The organism is Halorubrum sp. B53 (genome assembly GCF_059752395.1).
This window is the reverse complement of the sequence record NZ_MWTH01000002.1, coordinates 34,454-57,394: the sequence shown is the minus strand read 5'-3', so window position 1 is coordinate 57,394 and position 22,941 is coordinate 34,454. Positions and strand designations below refer to the sequence as shown.

20 protein-coding genes are annotated in these 22,941 nt (G+C 55.1%); 4 read left to right on the top strand and 16 right to left on the bottom strand.

What is annotated here, in order from left to right:
• Window positions 1-275: 275 nt before the first annotated feature.
• Window positions 276-1,121, top strand: a complete 846-nt coding sequence (locus B4V06_RS00910) for a toll/interleukin-1 receptor domain-containing protein (protein ID WP_498166751.1) — start codon at window positions 276-278, stop codon at window positions 1,119-1,121.
• Between the two features lie 46 nt (window positions 1,122-1,167).
• Here the strand turns inward: B4V06_RS00910 and B4V06_RS00905 are convergent, their stop codons facing one another.
• The 12 genes from B4V06_RS00905 to B4V06_RS00850 form a co-directional block, all read right to left on the bottom strand.
• Window positions 1,168-2,208: a hypothetical protein gene (locus B4V06_RS00905; RefSeq protein WP_498166748.1), complete on the bottom strand. Its 1,041-nt coding sequence runs from the start codon at window positions 2,206-2,208 to the stop codon at window positions 1,168-1,170.
• Between the two features lie 58 nt (window positions 2,209-2,266).
• On the bottom strand, window positions 2,267-2,950 hold the full coding sequence (locus B4V06_RS00900) for a hypothetical protein (RefSeq protein WP_498166746.1): 684 nt from the start codon (window positions 2,948-2,950) through the stop codon (window positions 2,267-2,269).
• A gap of 269 nt (window positions 2,951-3,219) precedes the next feature.
• Entirely contained in the window at window positions 3,220-3,450 is a 231-nt protein-coding gene (locus B4V06_RS00895) for a hypothetical protein (protein ID WP_498166743.1), read from the bottom strand.
• 3 nt (window positions 3,451-3,453) lie between these two features.
• Complete coding sequence (locus tag B4V06_RS00890; protein WP_498166741.1) at window positions 3,454-3,852, bottom strand: hypothetical protein; 399 nt, start codon at window positions 3,850-3,852, stop codon at window positions 3,454-3,456.
• A 70-nt stretch (window positions 3,853-3,922) separates the two neighbouring features.
• Window positions 3,923-4,312 carry a hypothetical protein gene (locus tag B4V06_RS00885; protein ID WP_498166739.1) on the bottom strand — a complete coding sequence of 130 codons (390 nt, stop codon included), beginning with the start codon at window positions 4,310-4,312 and terminating at the stop codon, window positions 3,923-3,925.
• A 12-nt stretch (window positions 4,313-4,324) separates the two neighbouring features.
• A complete protein-coding gene (locus B4V06_RS00880) occupies window positions 4,325-4,714 on the bottom strand; it encodes a hypothetical protein (protein ID WP_498166737.1) in 390 nt (129 codons plus the stop codon).
• Window positions 4,715-4,858: 144 nt separating this feature from the next.
• On the bottom strand, window positions 4,859-5,401 hold the full coding sequence (locus B4V06_RS00875; protein WP_498166735.1) for a hypothetical protein: 543 nt from the start codon (window positions 5,399-5,401) through the stop codon (window positions 4,859-4,861).
• 79 nt (window positions 5,402-5,480) lie between these two features.
• Window positions 5,481-5,750 carry a hypothetical protein gene (locus tag B4V06_RS00870; protein WP_498166732.1) on the bottom strand — a complete coding sequence of 90 codons (270 nt, stop codon included), beginning with the start codon at window positions 5,748-5,750 and terminating at the stop codon, window positions 5,481-5,483.
• Window positions 5,747-6,211 carry a hypothetical protein gene (locus B4V06_RS00865; RefSeq protein ID WP_498166730.1) on the bottom strand — a complete coding sequence of 155 codons (465 nt, stop codon included), beginning with the start codon at window positions 6,209-6,211 and terminating at the stop codon, window positions 5,747-5,749. Before B4V06_RS00865 ends, B4V06_RS00870 begins: the two co-directional genes overlap by 4 nt.
• 334 nt (window positions 6,212-6,545) lie before the next feature.
• A complete protein-coding gene (locus B4V06_RS00860; protein WP_498166727.1) occupies window positions 6,546-7,082 on the bottom strand; it encodes a hypothetical protein in 537 nt (178 codons plus the stop codon).
• 305 nt (window positions 7,083-7,387) lie between these two features.
• Window positions 7,388-7,711 carry a hypothetical protein gene (locus B4V06_RS00855; RefSeq protein ID WP_498166724.1) on the bottom strand — a complete coding sequence of 108 codons (324 nt, stop codon included), beginning with the start codon at window positions 7,709-7,711 and terminating at the stop codon, window positions 7,388-7,390.
• Between the two features lie 160 nt (window positions 7,712-7,871).
• The gene (locus B4V06_RS00850) at window positions 7,872-8,369 is read right to left on the bottom strand and encodes a hypothetical protein (RefSeq protein WP_498166722.1); all 498 of its coding nucleotides are present in this window, start codon (window positions 8,367-8,369) and stop codon (window positions 7,872-7,874) included.
• Between the two features lie 571 nt (window positions 8,370-8,940).
• On the opposite strand from B4V06_RS00850, the gene B4V06_RS00845 reads away from it, so the two are divergent.
• Window positions 8,941-9,471, top strand: a complete 531-nt coding sequence (locus B4V06_RS00845; RefSeq protein WP_498166719.1) for a hypothetical protein — start codon at window positions 8,941-8,943, stop codon at window positions 9,469-9,471.
• Window positions 9,472-9,480: 9 nt separating this feature from the next.
• Here the strand turns inward: B4V06_RS00845 and B4V06_RS00840 are convergent, their stop codons facing one another.
• Window positions 9,481-13,416 carry a helicase-related protein gene (locus B4V06_RS00840; protein ID WP_498166716.1) on the bottom strand — a complete coding sequence of 1,312 codons (3,936 nt, stop codon included), beginning with the start codon at window positions 13,414-13,416 and terminating at the stop codon, window positions 9,481-9,483.
• Window positions 13,417-13,512: 96 nt separating this feature from the next.
• On the opposite strand from B4V06_RS00840, the gene B4V06_RS00835 reads away from it, so the two are divergent.
• Together B4V06_RS00835 and B4V06_RS00830 are read left to right on the top strand one after the other, a co-directional pair.
• The gene (locus tag B4V06_RS00835; RefSeq protein ID WP_498166714.1) at window positions 13,513-15,441 is read left to right on the top strand and encodes a DUF262 domain-containing protein; all 1,929 of its coding nucleotides are present in this window, start codon (window positions 13,513-13,515) and stop codon (window positions 15,439-15,441) included.
• Window positions 15,442-15,503: 62 nt separating this feature from the next.
• A complete protein-coding gene (locus tag B4V06_RS00830; RefSeq protein WP_498166711.1) occupies window positions 15,504-16,040 on the top strand; it encodes a hypothetical protein in 537 nt (178 codons plus the stop codon).
• A 15-nt stretch (window positions 16,041-16,055) separates the two neighbouring features.
• Here the strand turns inward: B4V06_RS00830 and B4V06_RS00825 are convergent, their stop codons facing one another.
• The 3 genes from B4V06_RS00825 to B4V06_RS00815 are packed head-to-tail and all read right to left on the bottom strand — an operon-like array spanning window position 16,056 to window position 22,857.
• Entirely contained in the window at window positions 16,056-18,935 is a 2,880-nt protein-coding gene (locus tag B4V06_RS00825) for a DUF1156 domain-containing protein (protein ID WP_498166708.1), read from the bottom strand.
• A 2-nt stretch (window positions 18,936-18,937) separates the two neighbouring features.
• A complete protein-coding gene (locus B4V06_RS00820) occupies window positions 18,938-19,537 on the bottom strand; it encodes a DUF7680 family protein (RefSeq protein WP_498166705.1) in 600 nt (199 codons plus the stop codon).
• A complete protein-coding gene (locus tag B4V06_RS00815; protein WP_498166702.1) occupies window positions 19,534-22,857 on the bottom strand; it encodes an ATP-binding protein in 3,324 nt (1,107 codons plus the stop codon). The genes B4V06_RS00820 and B4V06_RS00815 overlap by 4 nt, the downstream gene beginning before the upstream one ends.
• Window positions 22,858-22,941 lie beyond the last annotated feature (84 nt).

Below are 22,941 nucleotides of genomic sequence, written 5' to 3'. Positions count from 1 at the left end.
GCCTGTTGGGTAGTCATCTCTATTGTATCAGTGTCTTAGGTTATTAGCTCATATTGTTTAGTTGATGTATTGTAAAAAACCACTGTCGTTTGTGTCCTGCTTTGGACGCCAGTCTGCTTGGCTGTGAGGTTGACTCGCATTATGCGCTGAGAGATAGATCATCTGAACTTCTCCATCTCACTTACTATTGAGGTTATGATAAATAACGCAGGATATGTCTCTCCCACTAACGAATATTTAACTCATAGAACGGCAAAGTAGCATATAGCTCAAATATGTGGGATGCATTCATAAGCCACGCAGGTGAAGACAAAGAGGATTTTGCTGAACCGCTCGCTAATGAGTTAGAGAACTTGGGATTGAACGTATGGTATGATGATTTTGAACTCTCTGTCGGTGATCATATACCGAGCGAAATAGAACGCGGTTTAAACAATTCTGACTATGGTATTGTCGTACTTTCTGAAGCATTCTTTGAAAAGAGTTGGACACAAGAGGAATTAAATTCATTAATTCAACGGGATGTATCCGAATCGAATAAAGTCATACTTCCTATTTGTTATGAAATTTCGCCAACGGAGGTGCAGTCACATCATACATTGTTAGGCAAACGATATCTAATCTCTGGAAACTCATCTTCTGTCTCTGAAGTTGCTGAAGAACTCTACCAAGAGATTTTAAAGAATAGTACACAACCAATCTCAAGCGATGATTTAGAGAAATTCGATCCTGAGACCCTAGACTATATCGCCGGCGTCATCGGGAGAACTAAGAAAGGGACAGAAATTAAACAGCTCTTTGAGCGAATTAATTTTGAGATCGATTGGGATGATGCGAAAGAGGGTAGCATACACGAGTATATTGCAACATTTCCAGTAGAGGCTAAAGAAAGAGGGATAGACCTTGAGGGTGCAAGAAAAAATACAATATTTGAAAAGTTGAAAGAACTTAATAACGAGGACCCATCTAACATAGTGTCTGTAATTGAGAAGTTAGCCCATCCTAGGAATTATGTTGGAAGTGATGAAAACAGAGAACAAATTATAGATGAATTGAATGAATTCTTGAAATGGGAAGGTTTGAGAATAGTTGACTATGGAGAAGTGAAGCAGCTTAGATGATTGCTGATTGCTCTGGGCGTTGGGGGAACTTACTGACTTTAGTGGATCATATGGACACCCTCTTTTGGGTTGGGCTAGTTTGATCAACAATTGCGGTGAACGCGTCTCGGTTGTGGTTCCAGTCGAGAGCGCGGTCGTAGTCCGGCATGGGTGAGCTCGTTCCGTCGACGAGCTCCTGAAACTCGACGGTCATCTTCGCTTGACTTCCTGGTGCGTCGCGCCAGCTAACGGCTGTTCCCCCAGTGTGGTCGTTGGTGTCGACGGTGACGGTACCGAAGCGGTCGTCGGGATCGTCGTGATCGAGCTTTGGGTTGCAGAACGCGGCGACTTCAGAGGCTGAGTAAAAGCCGTCGTCACGACCACGGTTCGTTTCGACGGGAAACTTAAAATCGTCCTGCTCGGTACAGCGGAAGACTCCTGAGAGTTCATACTCGTCGACGGTTTCACTCGTGGTGTATCCCGATCCGAGCACGGGAGAGTCCACTGTGCCCGTAGAAATGAGGAGGGCTGCGGTATCCGGTTCGGGGAAGGGTCGAACGTACCGATAGATGTGTTGGCAGTCGGTGTTCGTACACTGCCGGAGTTCGACGGCCTTGCCTGCCTGCTGTTCGATACGTATCGGTTCGCCACTGCGTTCTTCACACGCTGGGCAGACGCGATGGTCGCTATCGGGCGTCCAGGCGTGGAGACAGTCGAGGCGGTCTTCCTCGAGGCGGTAGACGCGGTCGAACCGCGCAAGCAGGTCACTCGGCTGCGGGGCGCGATCGTCGTCGTCTCCGGGGAGGTCGTGTATCCACGCGATGCCGGCTATCGACGACTGCTGGTTGATGGTGCCCCCGATGAGCCGCCCTTGTGTGCCGTCTTCGCCGACGACTGAGAGCGGACTGTGGAAGATCCCGAAGTTTCGCTTGACGACCGCGTATTCGGTGCCATCGATCCAGAGAAGGTCGCCTTCGTCTGCCGCGTAGAGGTCTTCGGCTGTCTCCACGGAAGCCGTTACTCGCTCTGCAGGAGGTTGTTCGAGGACGTGTCCCTTGTAGTCGAGCTCCGTGAGCTGCGCTTGAGGAGTTCTGGTCGAGTCGGTCATAAGAGGCGCTCGCTGTCTATCGGCGACGAAGAAACCTACCTCACGACAGTGCCACACGTCAGTTGTCTCCGCGAACGTGGTCACGGAACGCAGTTCGAGTCTGTCCCTTCTCGAGCATCTTCCGAGTGAACGCGCGATACTCACGACGTGCGTGGCCGAGGACTTGCGGATCGAGTGAGCCGTCCCACTTAACGAGTTCGCGGATGTCGACGCCACTCCCCATCGAGAGAAATACGGTAACCATATTTTCGGCCCCCCAGAGTTCATCCCCGGCAAGGATGGCGTTCGCCTCCCAAGGAACGCCTGTAATCTTTTGCGAGAGTTCGCGGGGGTTCCAGGGAATCCCGTCGTCGGCCGACGAGACGTCCGTAACCTCGGGATTCGACATCGTGCGATCCTCTTCGAGAGTGAAGAACACTCGAGCCTCATTGAAGCCCTCACACGGAAAGTAGAGACGTCGCGCGGCACAGTCTTCGCAGTAAGTCGCGAGTGGCGTGAGCGGCCGCTTCCCGGGATGCTCACGTATTTTGGACTGCCAGACGGGATGGTCGGGATTGAGGACGCGGTCGGTAACATACTGTGCGACACAGGGAGAGCTCGAATAGGCGACACCAGCGGCGCAGAAGTCGCAGATGAAGCGGTCGGGATGGTCGTGCTTCGTCTCGTACGTATGGCCGTCGTAGAGATCGAGGAGCTGTGCAACGGTCCAGTCGGGGTTGATACGGGTGTCGTGGTCAATCATCGGTTACCTCCTGATTGGGACGCCGTTGAAGCGGACGTCGAGGATACCGCGGTAGTGTCGCTCTCCGTGTCGAGTTGGTCTCCCTCCTCGACGTCGTTCACCTGTATATCGTACCACCGGAGCTCGCCGTGGCGACCCTCCTGTTTCCGGTGGACCCCGGTGGATTCGACGAGTCTGATACCTGCCAGATTTTCCTTGTGAACGCGACAGCGGAGGCGCGAATATTCGTCTTGCAGCCGGTCCAGAATTGCGGTCGCGACGCCTATCCGTCACGCGTTCGGTGTGACGGCGACTCGACTCACGAACGGCATTCCGACGGTATCGACGACTGCCATTCCGAGTTGGCCGCCGTCGAGAAGGGCCTCCCACGCCTCTCCCTGTTCTTCGGCGGCGGTCAGATTCGGGACATCGTCGATCTCGTAGAAGAAGCACCACACGGCGTTTGGCGAGAGCCGTGAGTATCCGACGGTAATGTCGGGATCGGTGTCGATGGATGCCATCGGTCAGGTGGTCAGATTTTGGTACGGGACGTGCGAGAGGTACGTCCGGCACTCGGGGCAGATCACCGAGAGGACGGGACCGTTCGCGCCGCCAGTCTTGACGTACTCGAACTCACCGTGACTCGAGTTGTAAATGTCTTCGCTGACCGTCATAGCGCTCAGGGCTTCGGTCCCACAGACGGGACAGGGCTCTCCGAATCCCCAGTCCGGTTCGTGAATTGATTGCCGGATTTTGAGTGCGTCGGACGGAAGCTGCCGCAGGAGTTTCTGGACGTATTCGGAACCGACAGTATCATCGTCCGGCGATTTGGTGGGGATGAGGAGTGGCTCAAGAACGTCTGAGGGGGATTGATCTTCGGAATCGATTCGCTCTTTTTTGATGTTGATGACGATGACTGTCATGGAAGGTTTGAGAAGGGAGCTGCTGGGTTTGACACCCCGCGGGGCTACTAGCGGATTTGGACGTGGTGGGTTAGTCCACGTCGATAGGCGTGTCGAGACGGGCGGCGGCGACGCGATAAGCGGCGACAATCTCGTTGACGGTGACGTCGTCGTCGTCTTCCTCGCGCTCGATGGTGATCTCGATCTCGCGGCGGACGGTGTCTGCGTCGTGGCTGTATCGCCAGATACCTTGTTCGACGCGGGGGTGGGTCAGGATGTTGTTCGGGATCCCGAGGTCGTCGACGGCGCGGAGAACTTCGGCGGTTGCGTGAACCCGGTCCCCGTAGCCATCGATCCCTTCTCGGAGCGCCTCGATGGCGTCTTGGAAGGTGAGGTCACTGGCCTCTTCACTGGCGGCGATGTGTGCGGAGACGGCGTCGGACGTTTCGGTGGGAAGCTGGCGCTGGGGTTCTGAGGTCATATTCACTTTTAGTTAGTGCGAGAGTGGACTGCTTTGATCGAGCGGAATACTCGTGACCTCGACGAGCTCGAGGTGGCTGTCCGCTTGTGCCTGCTTGGCCGCCTTCCCACGGTTCGTTGTGAGTGTCGGGCCGAACTGACCGAGCTTGAGGAGGACGTCTCGTTCCGTGTTGAGCACACCGTATTGCTTGATCTCGCCTCCTGCTGCGGGCTTGTCGGCGCGGTCGATGACGTCGATGTTGAGTGACTGCCACGGCTTCCCGGTGTACTCGACGTGGACGTCCTCGCCGTACTGGCGGGCAAGGTAGTCCCACGCTTGGACGAGTCCCTTCAGGGCATCGTGGCGTTCACCTTGATCACGACCGAGTATGTCGACCGTGAGGGCTGTCGTCGCAAACGCCATATGGACTCCTTGTCGGTTCTTGAGCTGCTGTTCGACATCGAGTCTCTCAGGGAGGTCCGAGAGATCGAATTCTGACGGTGGAAGGAACGATCGCATTTTGTGCACCTCATTTCAGATGGGGGTGAAAAACAACAGATGGTGTGGCTACTCGTGCCAGATTCGAGCATCGAGGAATGGGCCTTCGCGATAGATCTCGGCGTCGTCGAAGACGCGATCGAGCTGGCGCTTGACCCGGCGGAGGCTCGGTGCACGCTCCGGGGGACGGAATTGGAACGCGGAGTACCAGGTTGCTTGGTCTTCTTCGATACCTTTCGGGAGGAGGACGGGAGTGAGCGCATCCGACCAGAGATTCCGATCATCAAGGATGGCTTCGAGTGCATTGTGGGAGAGGGATTCACCGGAGGCATCCTCGGCGTAAACGAAGACTGTCTTTGGATATGAGCTACCGACCTTGTAGTCGCGGTTGTACTGATGATTGAGGCCACCGAGAGCGCGGTATTCAGCCCCAGTCTCGGTGTCTACCGGACCGAATTCGCCGGGTTCGCCGACAGCCTCGAAGTTGCCCGAGGGCATATAGCGTTCGTGGAGTGGGGCGTGCGTCACGTGGGCGTACGCAAGCCGGCTCAGAGTGGCGAACGGTGCGGCCGAATCGGTGTCGTCGGATGGCGTGGTGGATGCGTTGGACATAGTATCGGATCAGGTTACGACGGAAGTCCAGGGGTGTTGGTGAGTCAGGACTACTCCGGCGACGGGATGAAAGGGATAATCACGCGCTCTCTTGGTTGATGGCGGTCACCTCGTCGGCAGGGACGAGCTCGTCGCGATCGCGGCGCTCATCGCAGTTCGTACAGTAGACACCCTCATCTTCAACGTCACTCCCGACAACCTCACCGCGCTTCATACCGACCTCCTCGAAAGTGCCGTCCTCGTACTTCTGGATGTCGCCGAACTGGACTTCTTTGATGGCCCAAGAGAACGAGCGGCCGCCGCACTGCGGACAGGCCATCGGTACCGGCGTGTTCTTGTCGGACGTCATATGTCGACCTCCACGTTCTCTAGGGCCCGTTCGTACAGGGCATCCGTGATCTGCGTCTCGATTTCCGAGATTGCCGACTCGAGTGAGCGTTCGTCTATATCGCCGATGTCTGGATCGGCGCGCTCGCCGTCGATGAGGTGTTGCGTTGTGACTGCCGTATGGGCGGCGAGAACGGCGATAGCGGCTTCGAAGGCTGGGCCGCTGAGGATGTCGGTTTGCATCTCTCGATAGGCCGCGTCGTAGTCTTCGGGCGAGCCGGGAGAAGGAACAATATCGTTGAGCGAATTGGTCGTGGTGAGGTCGTATGCGATGACGTCTTGGGAGTCGTAGCCATCGCGGAGGACGATACCAAAGCCAGCACTTTCCAGCGTGTCGAAAAGATCGATGAGTGCGGCTTGCGAGGTGTCGTCGGGGACGAGGAGCGAGGCGACGGAGTCCTCGTCTCGGGTGCTGTCTGTCATCTGTTTTTGAAACCTCTTCGCGTCTGTAATGGAGGAGAAAAATTGGACTCGAAATAGTAGTTACTGGGGGCGGTAAGCGGGGCCCGATTCGTGCCTCGTGACTTCGGTTACCGTGATGGCGTCGACGTCGACCTCGAGAACACCGGGATGGTCAGAGGTGGCAGAGAGATCGGAGAGTCCCTCATTGAGGCGTTCTTGAAGCCAGTCGGCGTAGATGTCGGCTGGAATTGATTCGTCGAGGTCCTCTGTTGCACCAAGGGGAATCTGCACGTCGATGGTTACCGTTCGATCATGGTGAGTGGGCGAATTCATAGCGTGTGGGGCTGTAGGTGATCTATCGCTTGTCTCGAATCGCGTCGAGACTAAAGTCCTCGTCAGGGTTGCGGATGGCCTCGAGCGTGTCGGTGACGAATTCGAGCGCCTCAATCTCTGACTGAAGCCGGGCAATTTCTTCCTCGCGGTCCTGGATGGCGTCGATGATAGCGGCTTCTGCCTGCTGGTAGTCAGCGTCCTCACGGACGTCGTTGTCATCGTTCTCTTGGATTGATGTGGTGAGTGCCGATGTCGGGAGTTTCCCGTCGGGGCGGGGGACCGTCTCTTCGCTGACTTCGATGGTGACGCGTCGGACGTGCTTACAGCCGCCCTCAGGTTCGCGGTCTTGGTAGTCCGGACAAGTGCAAGTTTCGTCGATAAGGTCGACAGTGTAGGTCTCGCCGGACTCGCCGGTGACTGAGTAGATGCCGCCCTGCTTGAGGAGCGCGACATCCATCGTCTCGTTGCGAGCGCGTTCGTCACGTCGGCCGGTACTCTGTGGGAGCGTTGGGGGCGAGTCGGATCCATCTCCGGTCGCTGTGGTGGAGTGAGAGCTCACGATACGATTCCTCCACCTGATGGCAGGGGAGTGAAAAACGATCGCGTCACAGATGGATCGTCAGGCGTCGAGATGGCCGGCGATGACCTTGAGGACGTTCTGGTAGTCGAGATGGCCATTCGACCAGCGTGTCATAGAATACGTCTCACACCCTCTACCTGACGATCATACAGCTCTCAATTCGCGTATAAGCCCGTGATTTCGTCGGTCATTGGTTTTGATCGAGATCGAGACTTTGAATAATATCTGTTGAGAACCATTGTATGACACGCTCATTCGACTGCTTCGGGACGAGGCCCTGTAAATCAGATTTTCGTCTTATGATCGTCCTCCTTGAGGTGGGTGACGAGGACTCGGTGCGTGTCGGAGTCGTGAATGCGGCGCTGACGCTCGAAGCCGTCGTGGGGGTTCGGGCCGGCGAGGGCGATGACGAACCAGCCGGAGTCGGGTGACCCACGAGTAGCGTCGAGGACGCGGTAGATGCGGCCGGTGTCCTCGTCGAGGATGAAGACCTCCAAGTTCTTACTGTCCGGGGAGCGGTGTACTCGATCAAAGGCAGCGAGGATGCACTCGGCCTCGAATTGGTCGCGGAGCTGCTCGAACGATTGCGGGCTATCTGTGTCGGTCATCGGCTGGTCTTCCCTCTACCTCGTGAGGGGAAGAACAAACGCTGGGTAGAGAAGCCGGAAGAGGATTTTGACTACGTGCTCGAAGCGATGGAATATCTCGGAATTGGGTCCGGCTTGCGTATGAATCAGCACGGTCCTCTAACCAGTATCTCGGTTCGAGTTAATCGTGGATCTCTATCCAATCTTGATACTCTTCGGTAGAGAGCAACCGACCACACTGCGCACAGTAGTGTAAATCCCGTCCTCCTTGATTTCTCTCTACAGACAATCGGGTGTCTCTCTCAATAGAAGCGCAGTTGTCACAGGTCTTGTTGGCCCGTTGTTCCTGCCGTCGCTGACGTGCTTCATCAAGATGATCCATCATTTCGTTAATCTTCGTGCTGTTCTCTCGGGCTTGCTGGTGGAACTCGACGTCCAGGACTTCTACCATGATTATTGTCGGCTCCGCCTCGGTGCTTACATCACTAACTCTAGCCGTAAAGACACATACGTCGCCAGGAACTAGATGTGTCTCAATCGCCTGCTCATACATAATTCGGATCTCTTGGATACCCTCTAGAAAATCAAGGTCAAGAAATTCGGCCTGCTGATTTGGGAGGATTCTGACGGGCATTTTGCCCACTGTTCCAGTATCAGTCACCCACCGCCAGTCTGTCATCAATCGTGGGTAGTACCCGAAACTTGTTAGTAATTATCGGGCTGTAGTTGGCTCTTGCTATAGACATCTGTAGATATCACAACTATTCCTATTACGGGATGTCGAGATCTATATGTTCCGTGCCGGAGTTACCGTAATTGCCCATCAGAACCCTCTTTAGTGATGTCTGAGACTGAATCGGATAGAAATGCTCTCCGAAGAATTAGTCGGGATCGTACTCGCCATTTTGGCGATTATCAGCGGCTTCCTTTTCATAACGGCTGGAATCGGTCTCTCACTGGTTCCTCCCTCTGTTCCAATTTTCGGTTCTGCCTCTCAGGTCTCCTCTGTAATCTACGTTTCCGGTGGCGGTGTACTCGTGACCTTAGGCTGTATCGTGATGTATTCGATACTTCGAGAATCGTCTGGAGGTTCGCGAAGAGGCGGTAGACTAAGACGATAATCCACCTGTTCGACGAACTAACTCTCGTCTGATGTTTATTGCTATTCCAGCCGAACTCGGACCCGCTGGAAGCTATACTTTCACCTCGGTTAGCGTGCCTTTTTGGAACTACAACAAAGTACTAGATATATGGACGATAAGAGTAAGAACCAGCTCGGCGGTGGGGCAATCGGCGGCGCCCTTGGGGCAGCAGCCGGCGGCCCCGCTGGCGCAGTCGTCGGTGCGACAATTGGTGGGTGGCTATTCGGACAGGAGAGTGACCACAATGATATCCTCCGCAAGGCGTTTTCGGCAGTCAAGGAGGCGACGAGTGACGACGCACATCTCTACGTCTCTCACATCGATCCTGATGGAGCCGAACCGACGAGTCCACAGGGCGTTATCGACGGCGTCAACGGAGAGCCCGATATCATCTCGATTGATTCCACGAGCGCGAATCTGGTCGTTGAGGTCGAGACGATGGAGGCGATCGCAGAGAACGGGAACCACGCGCTGGACCAGCTTCAGGACTACCGGACGTCGGGCTTCAAACGGGTTCTTGTTGTTCCTGAAGACGAGGTCGAATCTGCAGCCGAGTGGGTAGAAGCACACGAAGACCGTGGTACTCTGGAGGGATCAATCACGGTCGCGTCTCCCAAACGGATTGCAAACGTCCTCTAATTTTACGAGCTAAGAACTCGAGTGGGTACGATTCTCAACGAACTCCTGTGCCCACCGATTGAGGAACTCTACGGTCTCAGTTTGCTCATTGACTGAACCATCGTCAATAAGATGGACAAGAGACGCATTCGCATCATCTTCCTTGGCCCACCCGGTAACAACCCACGGCTCCTCAGCGGTGTCGACAATGTCGCCGTCACCATTCGTTGTACGGGCGGGTTGAGTGAGATTCAGCCGATCCGACGTTTCGACAAGCGTCGCTGCTAACCAGTTGAACAACGGACTCCCCGGAGCGAGGAATCGGAGTGAGGGGTACTCGTCAGCCGTATCGGGGTCGAAGGTTACACCGATTCCTTGGTGCTGATTTGCAATACTCGCTGCGAGGGTATCCTCACTTTCCTCCGCTGTGATGGGAGCATCTCCCGAATGTTGAAGGCAGTAGATGAATTCTGCGTCTTCCGGTTCAGTGAGATCGAATTCGATATCCAGCTGCGACAGTGGATCGAACTGAATCCCCGCCTCGGTGAGCGTTTCGTTCTCCAAGAAGACTCCCTTGGCGGCGTCTACGGTAAAGACGGGGTCTCGGTTTTCACTCGGGTTCCCAACCTTTCCGAGATCAGGATGGGAATAGGTTTCCCAAGCGTCCAGACGGGCTTCTTGGATAACCTGTTCCCGTAGGGGTCGGTCGCTGTCGACCTCTGCGAGTGAATCCTTGAGCTCTACTGGATCGTCCTCACCTTGCTGTTCCTCGATATCTTGTTCAATATCTCGTTCGAGTTCTTCATATTCCTCGCTGTCCGCCTTCGCCCCTTCTACCATCGTTGCCTCTCGAATCTTCGACCCGACACTGGATAGAATCGGCTGCATATCGCCAACAACGTACTCGAACAGACCGATACGGTCGTCCAGTCGGTCATAGATATCTGATTCGACGGTGTCCTCGTAGCTGTAGTTGAGGATGTAGACGTCGTCGTATTCCTGACCGATGCGGTCGATACGTCCGATCCGCTGCTCCACTCGCATCGGATTCCACGGGAGGTCATAGTTGATCATCGCACCGCATTCCTGCAGGTTCAACCCCTCACTCGCTGAGTCCGTACATACGAGAATATCGACCTCTCCGTCGTTATCGGAGAATTCTCGCTTGACACGTTCCTTCCCCACGTTCCGCCAGGCGTCTGCCTCTTCGTCGTACATCTCGCCGCCGTCTCCCGAGTAACAGGCGATATTCTCGCCGTACTTCCACCGGAGTTGTTGGCGGACGAAGTGCATCGTGTCTTTGTACTGCGTGAAGACGATGATTCGACTCCGCCCCTTCCGGTCGAGCATGTCGAGGTCCTCGTACAGCTGATCCATCTTCGGGTCGTCATCGACCTGCTTGACCTCTTGGATGAATGACTCCAGTTCCTCGATCTCCTCCTTGAGAAGATTGATCCCCTCGTCAGAAAGACTCGGTGCAAGTTCGGTGAGATCGACGTTCAGCACGTCCTCGCCGGCGTCTTCCAACTCGGCGATCTCATCTTCACTGTATTCGCTTAGTGCGTCCAGGGCCGCCTGCCGATCATCGTCCTGGTTGTCCCGGATTCGTTTTCGTCGTTCGAGGACCTTCCGCTGTGTCCGAAGTTTCTCTAACCGGGTAGAGAGACTTTGTGAAATCGCATATACACTGCTGGTGAGCCGCTGGCGATACGTCGTCATCACGAACCCGATGGCGCGGGTTTCCATCTCAGTCGACTGTTGGGCCTTCTTGTAGAAGGTCCGGGTGTACTCGTCGATTCGATCATACACTCGGCGGGTCTGCTCGTCGAGTTCGATCCGCCGTCGTTCGGGTTTTCTGGTTGGAACTCTAGCTTCGAGCAGTCCTGCTTTGCGATATTTTCTGAGTGTATCCCGGGTATTCCTGTGGATGCATGCATCGACCGGCGTTGCCCAGGAGAACACGTCTTGGAGCACGTTCCAACCGTTTTCGCTGAGTTCGTCTAGTGCATCAAGCCGATCACTTCGGGAGGAGATAATCATCTCCTCGTTCAGCACCGATTCTGGATACAGCAACCGCTTGAGTTTCGTGTCCTCGTCAGCTCCGAACGGATCGATTTGCTCGTCGATAGCTGCGTCGACTTTCCGCCGGTAGTCATCGTACTGCCGTCCATATCCCCGTGCCAGATTGCAGGCTGCGAGGAGTCGCTGCTTCGCAACGCCACGACCCTGGTCCTCCACCCCGAGTTCCTCGACGAGTCCCTCGAGGACGACGTCCGCGTATTCAATCGAGGAGTCGAAGCGGTCCTGGAACGTTCCATCGAGTGTTGCTTGCGATGGCTCACTTGACGTAGAGCGAGACGTCAGGTTTGCCCCGCCTTCGAGAACGGTTGAAAGCGCTTGCCGGGTCTCGTAGAACTCAACAAACCGGTCCCGATCGTCCCAGGCCTCCGGGATATCGAGGAGCGTCAGGAGGTCGTAGAGTTCCCGGTGGTGGAGCTGCATCGGCGTCGCGGTGAGCAGGTAATAGCAGTGGGTATGATCGCGGAGCCGCTCAAGGAAGTTGTAGAAGTTGCTCCCACGACGGGCGTTGTGCGACTCGTCGACGACGACTGCGTCCCAGACACCTTCTCTCCCGTCTGTACTGCGCCCTCGACAGCTTGCTGGGATGTCGTTCCTCGTTCGGACGGCTCCTTCGTCTGCAGGAGCGACTTGGTCCCATCGGCCTGTGAGCCGGGCCGTGTGCCAGGACATGATGATGACCGTCGGCCCGGGAGCGTCCTTTTGAGTGTGTGCGAACCGCCACAGCGGGCTGTTCGTCCACGCCTCTTCTCGTCGGTCTGCGTCGATATCTAGGTCGCTAGCGTCGGGGATCGAATGTTCCTCTCCGAACGCGTCGATGAAGACGTAATCGTAGTCACTCCCGCGGTCGTACCGGTAGGCGTTGATGTTGAACTTCTCCCAGAGCTCTTCCTGCCACTGGACAGCGAGGCTGGCGGGCGTAAGAACGAGTGAGTTCTCGAGTTCGCCAGTCAGTCCGAGGCGGGAGAGTGTTAGGCCGACCTCGATAGTTTTCCCGAGGCCGACCTCGTCGCAAAGGAGGTAAGAGTTCGGATACGTGTTGACTGCCGTATCGGAGACGACTCGCTGGTGTGGCCACGGATCGATCGTGCTCGCTTCCTCAGCGAGTTGGAGGCCGCCGGGGGCTTGTGCCCCGTCAGCTAGGATCCGCCCTTTGTCGCCGTCGGTCGGGGCCTCTGGTTCGCGGAGTTTCTCGACGATTTGGGAGACTTCGACGTCGTTGTCGGGGGCCTTCCAGTCGATGAGCTCCTCTTTCAGGGCCTCTGGAAGATCGTGGACGTCGACGTAGGCGTGTTCGTCTTGCCACAGCTGCTTAAACGACTCTCGGTCGCCTTCGACGTAGGGGGCTTGACCGTCGTCCCACGAGCGGTGGACTTTGAACCGCTCGTAGTTCCGCGTCCAGCCACCGGCCGTCTCGTTGATGCTCCCTTCGAACGAGATCCAGTTCTCTTCCTCATCTCGGAAGATGCCTACTTTGGGGTGGAAGATACCCCACTCCCCGCGGCTGGGGACCGCGATCTTGAGCTCGAGTCGATCCTCCCGAAGGAGCCAGGCGAGCAGCTGGAGCTGCTGATCGAGCGTTTCGTCATCCAAGCCCGTCAGGTTCTCGTCGAGGTCGTCGGCGAGGGCTTCCAGCACAGGCCGATCCTTCGGCTGAAGCTGTGCGCCGACGATGAGTCGCATTCGGCCGTCGTTTTCGACGAGTGCCTCGATTCCGTTCGCAGCAGCAGCGAGAGAACCGCTATCGAAGTAGCCTGCAATCCGGTCGTACTGGATGCTCCGTTCGAGCGCCGGGACGTAGAACTCCTTGATTAGATGAGCTGCGTCGTTGCTGGGCTGGCTTTCGTAGATAGACTGCCAGTCGTAGTCACGGAGGGACCTAGCCATCTGATATTGATGTATGCCTGCTCCACAACATAAAGAGTGGGTACATTTTGATAAAGCAGCACAGAATTTTTGCGGTGCCGCTTGGAGGTGTGTTTCATGCAAACTGGGAAGAAGCCCTTCAAAAACCTCGTTCCCGGTCGTGACTTGTTCTACGTGCCGAAATACCAGCGAAACTACTCGTGGGATGAGAAGCAACGCCGCGAGCTCTGGGAGGACCTCCTCGAATCTCTCGACAAGACGCACTACATCGGAACGTTCCTGATCGAGGATTCGGACGAATCAGATGACGGGCTCTACGATGAAGTCGGAATCATCGACGGACAGCAACGGCTCACGACACTCCTGATTTTACTCTTCGAGCTACAGGAACAGCTCCACGCTCACGGAAGGGAGGAGTACGCAGTCGACATCCTGGATAACTACCTCGTTGCTTCTGACCAGCAGCGACTTCGTCTCCAGGAGGACGACGATGCGAAATTCTTCAAGAAATACATCCTCGAGGACGTCATCGACACGGAAAAATCGACACAGAGCTCGAACCCCGAGGCAGAGTACACGCTCGACACACCCTCCAAACGCCGGCTGGCGAATACGAAGTCGTTCTTCCGTGAGAAACTGGAGGACGCCCCGCCGGAAAACACCGATTACGAGGACCCGGTGGAGTTCTACACCGACCTCTATTCGACGATTCAGAACCTCGACCTGCTCGCGTACGTCGTCGAATCGCGGGCCGAAGCCGCGCGGATCTTCCAGACTGTCAACGACCGGGGGAAGGGCCTCACTGACCTCGAAATCACGAAGAGCTATCTGATGCACCGGCTCGCGCTGGTTACAGACGACGGACCTCGGGACGGGGAGGACGACGAGGAACAGCGGACTGAGGGCCTCATCAATATCGTCCAAGAGAACTTCGGCGAGATCTACTCGAACATCGAGCAGATCACCGACACCGATGTCGGGAGCGGCCTCGACGAAGACCAAATCCAGCGGTATCACTTCATCCTCTGGGATGCGAACTGGACGACGAGCTACGATAAACGATACTACCAGAATCACCTCGAGCACGTCAAGAAGGCGTTCGCCACGGACAACGGCGACCTCGCCGAGGAGATCATCGACTATACGAACGATCTAAAGCGGTCATTCCAGCGGCTTCGGGAACTGGTTACGTTGGACGGAATCGACAGTACCCGTATCGAGACTCGGCTGGAGAATCTCTACGCTGTAGGTCGTCTCGGGAATTTCTACCCCCTTCTCATTACCGCCTACGACCAGTACACCCGCGACCTCATTTCGGAATCGGAGTTCGTCCGTCTCCTCAAGAAGATCGAGACGTTCATCGTTCGAACGTATCTGATCGAGCAGAAAGCCGCTGATACGGGGCGAACAAGAGCCTATCCCCTGGCCCGGCAGCTCTACTACAACGAACCGGGCAAGCAGGCAGAGGACATCAGTCCGAGTTCCGTCGACGACGTCATCGACAAGCTCGCTGACCACGTCCACAACTACTGCGACGATGAAACCCTGATGGACACGCTCTACGACGCCGACGTCTATTCCTACTACAGTGATTCCAACCGGAAGAACGAGCTTCGATACCTACTCTATGCGTACGAACTCTCGCTAGAACGCGAACGAGAAAACATCCCCTTCGAGGTGCAGAAGGTCGTCGACAATGAGGACGACCGTTTCACGATTGAGCACGTCTGGCCACAGACCGTTTCAGACGAGTTCCCCGAGCACCTCCACGAGACCATCAACGAGAACAGCGACCGGCTGGGCAATTTGGCGCTGATGACTATCGAGGATAACGCCGGGAATCAGAACGACCCCTTCGAGAAGAAGAAAGCTGTCTTCGATGAATCCAAGTTCCGGATGCTCAACGAGATCTTTGAGAATGACGAATGGACGCTTGACCATATTGAGGATCGGGAGACACGAATACTCAACGTAATCAAGAGTCGGTGGCCTGATACGGTTGCCCAAGAGGCGGACTCAGTAGTTCCGACTGTCGAGGATGATTGAAACCCTATAGGGGTCACGCTGCTTCAACCACTTATATAAACAAACACGACGGCATTCTTCTTATGCAAATAGAAATCTTCACCGAAGACTCTGGGACTACTGCGGATGAGGCCAGTGTTGAGCAAGTTGAGGACTTCTTCCGAGGGGGCTTTCTTCCCATCAAGGACTTATCAACTGAACTATCACCGCACGGGGATGTATCGATTCACCTTCTCTCAGAGGAGTATGGCTACCTCCAAGGCTCTGATTCCACTAGTGAACTAAAACCTAGTGACGGGGATGGTACTGAAGCTACTCAGGATTTTTTAGAGGCGCTGTCTGAAGCTTCGCAGACTGCTGATGTGATAGTTATTCTCTTAACGAAGTCGGTGTTTGAGGAAACAGTCACCAAGCAGTGGGAAGCCTTAGTCTCTAATACAAAACCAAGCACCATCTGGTGCATTGGTGCTTCCCGCAACGCGGTGTCATCCGTAGATGTCGAAATGCTGCAATCAGAAGTTGATGACGTTATTGTTTATCAACGAGTTGGTGTTGCTCGAATTTCGACCGAATACAAAGACGAATTAATTGAGACGGTTGATCAAGCCTCAGATGAGTAGATCGAGTTTTCTGACTTAGAAGTCCTTCAGACGGCCCTGGACTTCCTCTTCCTCGTCATCCTTGAAGATATCCGCGTCCAGTTCAAGATCGAGAAGGTCACCAGTTTCGCCAGCAGCTAGGTCACGAGCGATATTCCAGTCATTATGATCGTGCGGGAGTACCCGTAGTAGCGCCTCGAGAGTAGCTTTGAATGCTGGATCAGACCCGCAGTTACGGTCATTCATCCAGTTCCAAGCTTCGGTTGCTCCCTTGACGTCGTAGATGTGCATAGCCGCGTGGACTTTGTCGAGAGCTGTCGAGAATGACAGAGCATCTGGGTCTACAGGTTTTCGGCCGGAGCGATTATCCCGGTCTTTGTTTACGTCTTGGACCCGATCTCCGTGAGGCCGGAGGAGGACGTCTCCACTTTTCTTACGCCACATCCGATTCGTTTTCTTGAGTGCGTCAAGATCTTCTCCTACTCCGATCGCAAGACGTCGCGCCTCGTCGTAAGGGAAGCGTTGAGCTTCGAAAACCAACCAAGAAAGAATATACCACTCGGATTTTGGATCGATGTCTCTGACGCCCTCATTGAGATATTTATCAATGAAAAAGTCGCGGACTGCAGCTCGAGCTTCGTCAAGAGCAGTTTGGGGCGCAACCTCGTTCCCTTCGTCGTCGACGACGGGATAATTCTTAGTGAACACTTCCAGTGTTGGGCCGAAGGAGGCCAAGATAACGTCTACTTTTGCGAACTCGACTTCACTACTGTCGAGTTCCTTAGCCCGCTCGCGAGCCACTTCGCGCGTTTGATCCTGGATACTGCTCCAGAGAGTGAACTCGTCTTCATCGGACGTACGCTTCTCGCTGGAGAGCAGGATTGTGCTCTCCGCAGCATTCATGCCCGCTTGATGTAGGCTGTTAGGATTCTCTGTGCTAACTGGATGAGTAGCAGTCACTACAAAACCCGACTCAATCAAAGCCGTTGTTAGCGTATCCCACGCTTCTGTCTTCTTGTGAGTGAACATCAAGGTGAACACTCCATTATTATCAAGAACCCTATTCAACTCATCAAATATATGAGTCATCTTGGACTCATAGTCGTTCTTGGCCATTTCCGCCTTTGATTGGCCCTCTCCAGCTATATCCTCGAATTTGGATGGATTCGCAACTGCTTCGCTCTCTTTGTCTGTCAAACCACTGGTGAAGAAATTCGGATAAACATCACCTAGATATTTCTCCAACCATACATAGAAGAAATCGGACAATTCAGCATACATAACGTTGTCATAGTAGGGGGGATCGAGAACGACTGCTTCGATTTCTTCATCCTCTAGAGGTAATGATCCAGCATCACCTTGGAAGATACGCGTTTCTGAATTGCTGTGTCCCGATAATTCTCTGAGTTCTTCGTAGACCTCTACTATGGAGTCAAGTACCCATTCATAGCCCAGGCCTCCTGCGGTCAAATTACTCTCAGCGAACGACCATTTGAAGGAGAAATCGTGTCTATCGAATGTATTTCGGATTTTCGGCCGACTTGGATCCCAGCTGGCGAGTCGGTTGTTATAGTCCACTGCTTTGTCAGCAGCCAGTGCCAGAAAAGTCATGATTGCTTCTGCCGACTCTGCTTCGTACTCCTCGCGAATCTCCTCTTTGACCTCCTCGAAGGCCTCTAGATAGGTATAGTGAACGAGCAGCTGGCGAGGATGATACATCTCCCTCCATTTTGTGATACCATATCGCTGGGGTTCACTTGTCTTGTTACCTTCTGGTAGCTCCTTATCTAAGAGGGTCGCTAATTCAGGCGAATCATTTACTGCCTGCTCTGCTTTCTTGATGAATTCTAGGTCCTTTTCGGATGGAGCTCTAATTGCTCGTTCGTCTGCTGACCCTTTTGCAGATCTCTCAGTATATTTGATACGCACCGCGAAGGGCTGCATCCCCATTTCTTTCTCTTGTGCCTGCCGTTTAACCTCATCACCATCTACAACTACATTACATCTCGGACATTCTCCCTTTCCGTAGGAAACTGTTCCATCTGATGGGTTATAATCAGAATCTGAACTGGTATCCACAACCTCAAATTGAACACGATCATTCTCGTCATCAACGCGGGGCTTTACTGCAGTATCTTCGTCTTTGTCAACCCACCAATTCGGGGAGAGAGGAATCGTTAGCCCACAGTCAGGACAATCTACTGTGTGAGCCCATAGGTATTCTAACGGGATTTCATCTTCTTCAACCGGGAAGTAATCCTCAAGTTCGCTTCGGGCTCTTCTATTAATCTCTTCACCCCACTTCCGTATATCTTCTGAGAGATCACCGTTGACGCGAGGGTGTTCAAGAACGGCTTTGAGGACAACAGAAGCTACCGGATTCAGTTCGTTCGCAACTGTGGGGAGTTCATATCTAATACTCTCAAACGGAATAGATCCACCTCCTGCAGTCGCATCCAGAACGGTTGGGAGTTCTCCTCCCCAAGCGGATTTTATTTTGTCATGGAGATTCTCCATCTCCTCTCCCTCTGGTAGATTTTTGTACGCCTTTCGATAGCCGTAGTGTTCGTAGACAAACCCATCGCGTTGATCTTCTGTTCGACTCTTCTGACGCACATGCTCAGCTATGGAAATATTGCGATTCTTGTTATTCGGGTTAATTCCCATCCATCGTAGAAGCTGATCCTCGTCTGTGTCTTCTGGAAGAACAGACGCAAGAATAGCCAACCTTGTAGCTGGGGTGGGTCTGCGTGCAAACCAGACGTGAATATAGTTCTGCGGTGGAAGATCGGAATAATTCAATCGCTCTCTTTTTGTTTCGATACCGGCTGCACGAATCGGAAGCCGCCCTTGGATTTTGAGTTTTGAACGATTCTCTGAGCTTGCATCGACGTCTTGGGGTGATTCTCGTGACATTATTAGAGATGATTTGTAAGGAGGGTTCGAAGGGCCTTCTCACCGCTGGGACTATTGGGTGAACGACACTTGGCGTGCCAGTAGTAGCACTCTTCTAAACTCATCCGTGCAACGCCACGGGTGAGTGCTCGCATCCGATCGACTCGCTGTAACGGTTTGATTCCGATGAACCCGAGTGAGAGACGAACTCCTGGCTCTTCGGGAATGAGGACGGTTGCTGATCCGGTCCCGGTTATCAACGCGGGATCGATATCCGTGTCTCTGAGAGCTTCATCGAAGAGTTGGAGGAGACACCGAAGGCGGGACCCGGAGAGTCGCCGTACCTTCATAGCGACCCAGTCATCCCACGTCCAATCCTCTGCACCCTCTACGTTTTCACCAATGACTTCGTGGAAGGGGTGCGTTTTCGACGACTGTTGTCGGCGCCGTTCCAATCGACGCTGGCGTGCGTCAGCCTGTTCAGTCGGAAGCAGCTCGTAGAGCGTGATCGTTGCTTCGTTCCCTGTCTCGTCGCGGACGAGGGCGAACGTGGGACGTCCACCGTAGACGCTACTCCCGAGGGCGAAGGTCTCTGCCCGTTCCTCGTCTCGTTGGATGCTCATGAGTCGTCACCTTCGATGTTCGTCGGTCCGCCGGCCTGCGCTCTGACGGTGATGTTTGTCCCGTCGAGTTCGTCACCGAGCTGGGCGAGCACGTCGTCTTCGTCGCCGTCGATGGCCTCCGGTTCGTCCATCTGGAACTTAAAGCTCAGCTTGACCTTCTGATTACCACCTGCCCGGTCGCTAAAGCCTTCGGGGCTCTGATTCAGCGTGGTGAAGGCATCGAGCGGCCCGGTGAAGTTAGCGTTGAAGGTTGCCTCACCGTTGCCCATCTCCGCACGGCTCTTGTAGTCGAGATCCACAGTGATGGATTCACTCCGGGACTTCACGGGCGACCGTTGCGCGACGAAGGACCCGTGCTTGAACGGCTGATCACCTTCAATCTGGACGATGAGTGAGTCGATTCCAGCCGTCGCATCACCGCCGGCTTGGGAGACGGCGTGCCCCCGAATTTCGCTGAAGGCCCGCTTCGCGCTCATCGACCCGGTGGATTTGTTCCACGTCCCACCGGGACCCGTTTTGCAGTCCTCGCAGAGGACGGGCTCGTCGGCTTTCGTTTTGCCTTCGACCTCTTCTCCGCAGTCGTCACACTCGGCGGGTTTGTTCCGACATTCCTCACACAGCTTGTGGGTGCTCTGGGGTGGGAGGTCCTTACCACAGTTCGCACATTCCGTCAGCTCCGGCGGACGAATTTCGTCAGCGTGCTGATCGAGGAGGTCCTCGATACTACCGAAGAGTTCGTACTTGTCGCCGATCTTGACCTGCGAATCCGTAATCGAGGTCGTGACGTCCGGCGACTCAGGGAGCGGCGCGTCGTGTTGCCAATTGTCTGGCTGGGACTGGGCGTTCCAGTAGGCCGTCCCCGTCTCGCTATCCCAGTAGGCGTACTCGTGGTCCGAGACCATTCGTGCGATGGTCTTTCGCAGCGGTTTCGTACTTAAGAGGAAGGGCAGTCCCGGCTTCCGGGCGAACTGTGCTTCCAGGTCCGCTGTCGTCATCCGGCGCTTCTGGCTCTGCCACAGCTTCTGCTCGAACCAGACCTTTCCTTTGGGTTGGTCGTCGTCCCGGATGATCCGATTCATGTCCTCGAGCGTGGTTCGGACCGCGTCGACGAGCTTTGTCCCGCCACCGGCGTCGACGGACGTGATGGTCACGTGCGTTAGCCCGTCGTCCTCGACATAGAACAGGTGTCGATAGACGTTCCGAACGCTCTCCCCGAGGAGGCCACGTGCTTCGTCCTCTCTGTCCCGGAGTTCCTGGAGCTGTTCGTCGGAGAGGTCCGCAGTCTGCTGAGAGTCGTCTCGAAGATCCTCGATAGCTTCGAGTCGCGTCGCCTGGACGACCGCATTCTCGAGGAGTTCCGCATCGGGGGCGAGGAACAAGACGTAGTTCTTGTACGACCGGCTCTGGATGGTCCCTCCGTGTTTCGCGGCGGTTTTCTCGTACAGCTCCTGTATTTTGTCGGGGACCTCGGTTTCCTGACCACGCTCCGTTTGTACGGGCGCGGTGAGCATGTGCATAATCGACAGCGTAGGTGTGGAGCCGTCATCTGCCACGTCCGCTGGCTCCTCGGGGAACATCTCGACGTTGAATCCCCCACTCCCGACCTCGCGATCCAGTCGAGCTTCGAACCGGCTTCGAGCCTGCTCTTCGGAGGTGTTCTGGATCCGCTGGTCGATGATTCGAATCAGGTTTGGCTCGGCTTTGAACCGGATCTGATCTTCGTCGTAGAGGTAGTAGCAGGCGACGTTCATGTCGTCCCCGCCGAGGTTCTTCAGCGCGTTATCGTAGTGGTCAAAGGAGACGCCAGGATGGGCGACTGCCTCGTTGAGCCCTCGTCGAGCGATTCCTGACGCCTGTTCACCGAACGCCAGACTATTCCAGAGCACCGTCGTTGTGATGTGGGACCCGAGCGCGGGGATGCCCTTTTCCGTCCACTTCTTGTCCTCGAGTTGGGCGTGTGCGGTCCCGTCACGAGTATAGATGTCCGCAGTCACCGCCGCACTCAGATCGACGAACTCGAACAGGGATTCGTTGAGTGTCGCCCGAATACTCCCGTCCGGAGCATCATCCGCTGGCGTGAGATCGTAGAGTCGGAGGAAGTGACGATCATACTCTTCGGGCTGGTGATTCCACAGGTAGTGAATCGCCCGACCAAGCAGTTTCAGCGCCCCACGAGTCCGCTGGAAGTCCGGAATCGTGTCGATCTTCTCGGTGAGTGTTTCGAGAACGGTGGGGTGGAATGGGTACTCCCGTTCCAGTTTAGAGCGATAACTGTCGTCGCTGACCTCCTGCGGGAACTGACGCGGGGCTTCGTCGTAGAAGTGGAAGTACTGCTCAGCCACTGTTGCTGCGATGTCTGTGTCGATTTCATCGAATAGACGGTGCTGGAGAACAGCCCCAACTTCGGTTTCGCCGGTGGGCGTGATCACCTTCTGCTGGCGTTGGACGACGGCGTCCAGCTCATCAACCAGCCCGCGGACCTCTTCTGCCTCCTCCTTGAATGCCGAGTCCGCGATACTGTAAATGACGGTGAGCGAGTCGACCTGTGCCGCCGTCTCCAGCAGCGACTTCATGAAGGAGACGGTCTGACTGGCCAGCGTTGCCCCGCCAACCTCCAGCGTCGACGCGTCCTCGAGATACTCTGCGATCTCGTCGATGAGGACCACAGAGGGCTGATCACTCTGTTCGAGGAGGTCCTTCAGAGTATTTTGTCCGGGCGCCTGTCGGTCGCGGTCGTAGTCCTCAATCTCGCGGTATCCCTCGAGACCGAACAACTGGTAGGCGATTTCGCCCCACATCGTGTTCGTATCTGGGGCATTCGGATCAGTCCGGCTACTTCGGGCGCTCCGGGCGTCGACGTGCCCCCCGACGAAGACGGCTGAATTCGCTTCAAGTCCATCGGAGACCGCATCCAAATACTCAGCCGCTAGCTCGTCCTTCTCGATGAACTTGGAGAGATTCCCAATATCAGTCGGGTTTGTTGCGAGATGGTAGGCGGCAATCAGGTCGTGTGTTTTCCCGCCTCCAAAGGTCGTGTCAAGACAGAGGATGCTACTCTTGTACCCGTACGTCTCTCTGTCAGCAGCAGAGAGAAACCTTCCAGAGAGATTACTCAGGAGAGTCGTCAACCCCTCAGTCGGATACGTAGTATCGAAAAACTCCGCGGCGTCCCGATACACGGGGGCAGCTTCATCGGGCTCGTGGGCGACGGTCGCGAGGTTTGCAGCGAATTGCTCCTCCTCCAACGTCCCGTCGATAACGTCGGATCGAGGCTGGCAGGCCTCGAAGAGCGAAGTCACCTCCTCCTTTTGTGTACTCATCGTATGACAAGACGTGGTTTTCACACCACCTTAAAAGTTCGAACCTGAGTTGCCAGTTTCCAGTAGCAATTGGCTACTGGGATT

Excerpts from the sequence above, each read along its gene's own strand:
- B4V06_RS00895 (WP_498166743.1), bottom strand. The coding sequence starts at position 3,450 with ATGGCATCCATCGACACCGATCCCGACATTACCGTCGGATACTCACGG.
- B4V06_RS00890 (WP_498166741.1), bottom strand. The coding sequence starts at position 3,852 with ATGACAGTCATCGTCATCAACATCAAAAAAGAGCGAATCGATTCCGAA.
- B4V06_RS00825 (WP_498166708.1), bottom strand. The coding sequence starts at position 18,935 with ATGTCACGAGAATCACCCCAAGACGTCGATGCAAGCTCAGAGAATCGT.
- B4V06_RS00910 (WP_498166751.1), top strand. The coding sequence starts at position 276 with ATGTGGGATGCATTCATAAGCCACGCAGGTGAAGACAAAGAGGATTTT.
- B4V06_RS00830 (WP_498166711.1), top strand. The coding sequence starts at position 15,504 with ATGCAAATAGAAATCTTCACCGAAGACTCTGGGACTACTGCGGATGAG.
- B4V06_RS00875 (WP_498166735.1), bottom strand. The coding sequence starts at position 5,401 with ATGTCCAACGCATCCACCACGCCATCCGACGACACCGATTCGGCCGCA.
- B4V06_RS00905 (WP_498166748.1), bottom strand. The coding sequence starts at position 2,208 with ATGACCGACTCGACCAGAACTCCTCAAGCGCAGCTCACGGAGCTCGAC.
- B4V06_RS00850 (WP_498166722.1), bottom strand. The coding sequence starts at position 8,369 with ATGACAGACTGGCGGTGGGTGACTGATACTGGAACAGTGGGCAAAATG.
- B4V06_RS00840 (WP_498166716.1), bottom strand. The coding sequence starts at position 13,416 with ATGGCTAGGTCCCTCCGTGACTACGACTGGCAGTCTATCTACGAAAGC.
- B4V06_RS00820 (WP_498166705.1), bottom strand. The coding sequence starts at position 19,537 with ATGAGCATCCAACGAGACGAGGAACGGGCAGAGACCTTCGCCCTCGGG.
- B4V06_RS00835 (WP_498166714.1), top strand. The coding sequence starts at position 13,513 with ATGCAAACTGGGAAGAAGCCCTTCAAAAACCTCGTTCCCGGTCGTGAC.
- B4V06_RS00815 (WP_498166702.1), bottom strand. The coding sequence starts at position 22,857 with ATGAGTACACAAAAGGAGGAGGTGACTTCGCTCTTCGAGGCCTGCCAG.
- B4V06_RS00870 (WP_498166732.1), bottom strand. The coding sequence starts at position 5,750 with ATGACGTCCGACAAGAACACGCCGGTACCGATGGCCTGTCCGCAGTGC.
- B4V06_RS00885 (WP_498166739.1), bottom strand. The coding sequence starts at position 4,312 with ATGACCTCAGAACCCCAGCGCCAGCTTCCCACCGAAACGTCCGACGCC.
- B4V06_RS00845 (WP_498166719.1), top strand. The coding sequence starts at position 8,941 with ATGGACGATAAGAGTAAGAACCAGCTCGGCGGTGGGGCAATCGGCGGC.
- B4V06_RS00880 (WP_498166737.1), bottom strand. The coding sequence starts at position 4,714 with ATGGCGTTTGCGACGACAGCCCTCACGGTCGACATACTCGGTCGTGAT.
- B4V06_RS00855 (WP_498166724.1), bottom strand. The coding sequence starts at position 7,711 with ATGACCGACACAGATAGCCCGCAATCGTTCGAGCAGCTCCGCGACCAA.
- B4V06_RS00865 (WP_498166730.1), bottom strand. The coding sequence starts at position 6,211 with ATGACAGACAGCACCCGAGACGAGGACTCCGTCGCCTCGCTCCTCGTC.
- B4V06_RS00900 (WP_498166746.1), bottom strand. The coding sequence starts at position 2,950 with ATGATTGACCACGACACCCGTATCAACCCCGACTGGACCGTTGCACAG.